2 protein-coding genes are annotated in these 2,966 nt (G+C 57.3%); one reads left to right on the forward strand and one right to left on the reverse strand.

Features of this window, described 5'->3' with window-relative positions; all coding sequences use genetic code 11:
- Window positions 1-7: 7 nt before the first annotated feature.
- Window positions 8-1,330 carry an OprD family porin gene (locus ALO64_RS09385; RefSeq protein ID WP_044344292.1) on the reverse strand — a complete coding sequence of 441 codons (1,323 nt, stop codon included), beginning with the start codon at window positions 1,328-1,330 and terminating at the stop codon, window positions 8-10.
- A 326-nt stretch (window positions 1,331-1,656) separates the two neighbouring features.
- Between ALO64_RS09385 and mhpT the strand changes: the two genes are divergently transcribed.
- Window positions 1,657-2,877: a 3-(3-hydroxy-phenyl)propionate transporter MhpT gene (mhpT, locus tag ALO64_RS09390; protein WP_044344291.1), complete on the forward strand. Its 1,221-nt coding sequence runs from the start codon at window positions 1,657-1,659 to the stop codon at window positions 2,875-2,877.
- The last annotated feature ends 89 nt before the right edge of the window (window positions 2,878-2,966 follow it).

Genomic DNA, 2,966 nt, shown 5'->3' on the forward strand with positions numbered 1-2,966 from the left:
CGGCTGATTACCAGAGTGGCAAGCTGTACTGAGCAATAAAGCGCGTCTGGTTTTCATCGCGAAAGGCGGCGCCTGCGGGGAAGTCGTTGCGATAGATCGACTTGCGCGCCAGCAGGCCGATATTCTTCAGCGGGCCGCTCTGAACGACGTAGCCCAGCTCCATCTGAAACTCACGCTCCTTGCGATCATCGGCATTGAAAGCGGCCAGTTCGATGTTGTCGCCGCGCACATAACGCAGGCGACTGCGTAACCCGACAAGCCCCACGGCAGTGAAGTCATAGTCGTAAATGGCTTGCCAGGTACGCTCCCTGGCATTGAGAAAGTCAGAACTCATGGTCATCTCGCTCAACCCCATCAGTTCGGTGCCCGATACATAGGGTGTAGCGGTATCGCCGCTCGAATGCATATAACCAAGGCTGACGCTGTGCCCTCCCCACTTGTAACCCAACAGCGCCGACAGGTTCTGGTTATCCACGTCCCCGGCTTTCGCGCTGCCCGTGTCGCTACTGAAAAAGCTGCGCAGATCAGTGGTCAGCACGCCATCGCCGATTGCCAGTTTCTGTAGTAGCGCGAGCGTGTTCTGAGTATAAAGATCAGCCACTTCAGCGTGATACGCGCGTATGCTGAGCTCCTTGTTGACCTGATAGTCGCCCCCGGCATAGGCCATGTGCGATGACGTTGCTGCACCATTGAAGCGCCGGTTCGGCGAAGCGATGGTCATTGCCTGATAGTTGCTGGAATCGCGCTTGTTGACCCGATCAATATAGCCGGCATTGAAGGTCAAGCCGTCGATGTCCTTTGAGGTCAGCGTCGTGCCCCGAAAAGTCTGCGGCAACAGGCGTGAGGGGCTGGCGAAAGCAAACGGCAGAAAAATCGACACGTCGCCAGTCTTGATTGTGGTTTCGCGGAATTTAAGCTTGCCGGTCAGCGCCAGTCGGGAATACTCGTCAGCAGCCCGTCCGTCACTGGCCGATACCGGCAATAGATCGGTACCGCTGCGGTCTGGCGAAGAATCAAGCTTTACACCCACCAGCGTTCGCGCATCAAGACCGAAGCCCACCGGTCCTTCTGTGAAGCCGGATTCGGCGTTGATAATGAACCCCTGCGCCCACTCCCGCGTGGCTGTTTTGGCACCATCGTCCTTGTAATCACGGTCCATATAATAATTGCGCAGCGTCAAGGTGCCGTGGCTGTCCTCCAGAAACCCCTGAGCCTGTGCGAGGTCAGGTATAGCGCTGACGCCCAGCAGGCCCAGCGCGAGACCGCAATTTTTTCCACGGAAAAAGAGAGTTGACACAGCTTTTGCTGCACCACGAGTGAGCGTTGGCATGTTGGATGTCCACTTATTGTTGTTGTTTTTGGATTCGGTCCGGCGCTGGCCGCAGGTCCGTTGGAGGAGAATTGGAGGATTTCGTATCGACGTCAATCCAGAGTGACCGATAATCGAACATTAATAATGTTAACTACTTGACTACCACTCTTTAAATACCTCCCTAACTAAATGTTTTAAAAAGACTAATTCCTGCTTTTATTGAATTCTTGGTCCGGATTCATTTTTTAGTTTTTTTTGTTACCTTGATCAGCACCTGTCACAACGCCTCGTCGGCGCTCGGGAACAGGCTTTTCTCCACAACAAAAACAACAATGAGGCTTGCCATGAACAGTTCGTTGCGTCGTTCGACGCTGACCATCATCTTGTGTTTTATCGTCGCACTCATTGAAGGTTTCGACCTGCAGGCTGCCGGGACGGCGGCGGCGGGACTTCGTCAAAGCTTTGCCCTTGACCCGAAAATGATGGGCTGGGTATTCAGCGCAGGGATCATCGGGCTGCTGCCGGGCGCTTTTTTTGGCGGCTGGATTGCGGATAGCATCGGCCGCAAGAAGATTCTGGTAAGCGCAGTACTGCTGTTCGGGGTCTTCTCGCTGAGCACTGCTTATGTCGAAAGCTTTTCTGCCCTGTTGCTGGTGCGCTTCATGACCGGCCTGGGGCTGGGGGCTGCGCTGCCCAACCTGATCGCCTTGTGCGCCGAAGCTGTCGGCGAACGCCATCGCGGGCTCGCCATCAGCGTCATGTATGCAGGCGTTCCGCTGGGCGGAGCCCTGGCTGCGGTGGTCGCGATGTTTACCAGCGAGCACTGGCAGAAAACTTTCATCATCGGTGGTCTGGTGCCACTGCTGGTGGTCCCGTTGATGATCCTGTTACTGCCCGAATCCAGTGCCTTTAAACAGCAGACGACTGCCAGCGCTGCCCGGCATTCAAGCGCCAGCGCACTGTTCGGCGAAGGCAGAGCTCGCACGACACTGGCCTTGTGGGTCGGCTACTTTTTTACCCTGACCGTCATGTACATGCTGCTCAACTGGCTGCCGTCGCTGTTGATCGGCCAGGGTTTCAGCAAACCTCAGGCGGGCCTGGTGCAGATGCTGTTCAATATTGGCGGCGCGCTGGGCTCGCTACTGGGCGGGCTGTTGCTGGATCGCTGCAACGGCACCAAGGTCGTGCTGTTCGTCTACGCCGGTTTGCTGGCTGCGTTGGCGGGCGTGGGCGTGTCGGTCGGCATCGTGCCGATGGCAATTGCCGGGTTTGCTGCCGGGGTATTTGTCATGGCCGCGCAACTGGTGCTGTATGCGCTGGCCCCTCCTTCGTACCCGACTTCGGTACGTGCCACCGGTGTCGGCGCTGCGGTAGCCATCGGCCGCCTCGGCTCTGTGGCCGGCCCTTTGGCTGCCGGGCATCTGCTCGGAGCCGGTGCGGGAACCGCTGGCGTACTGTTGGCCACCTCACCCGGCCTGGTGATTGCCGCACTGGCGGCGATCACGGTGCTGTCCAGGTCGGTCGCCCTCGAGAAGCGTGAACTCAAGGTTGCAGAGTCGAGGTGATCAGGTCGCTATGTCCATCGTCATGCACAAGTCTTGAAGAGCCCGAAAACATAGCTGAAATCCCGATACTTCTCGTTCCCACGCTCCGC

It is taken from the genome of Pseudomonas meliae (assembly GCF_001400515.1).
In the GTDB taxonomy this organism is placed as follows: domain Bacteria; phylum Pseudomonadota; class Gammaproteobacteria; order Pseudomonadales; family Pseudomonadaceae; genus Aquipseudomonas; species Aquipseudomonas amygdali.

What these genes read in the sequence shown, in the direction of transcription:
- ALO64_RS09385 (WP_044344292.1), bottom strand. Translation starts at nt 1,330, where the DNA reads ATGCCAACGCTCACTCGTGGTGCAGCAAAAGCTGTGTCAACTCTCTTT.
- mhpT (WP_044344291.1), top strand. Translation starts at nt 1,657, where the DNA reads ATGAACAGTTCGTTGCGTCGTTCGACGCTGACCATCATCTTGTGTTTT.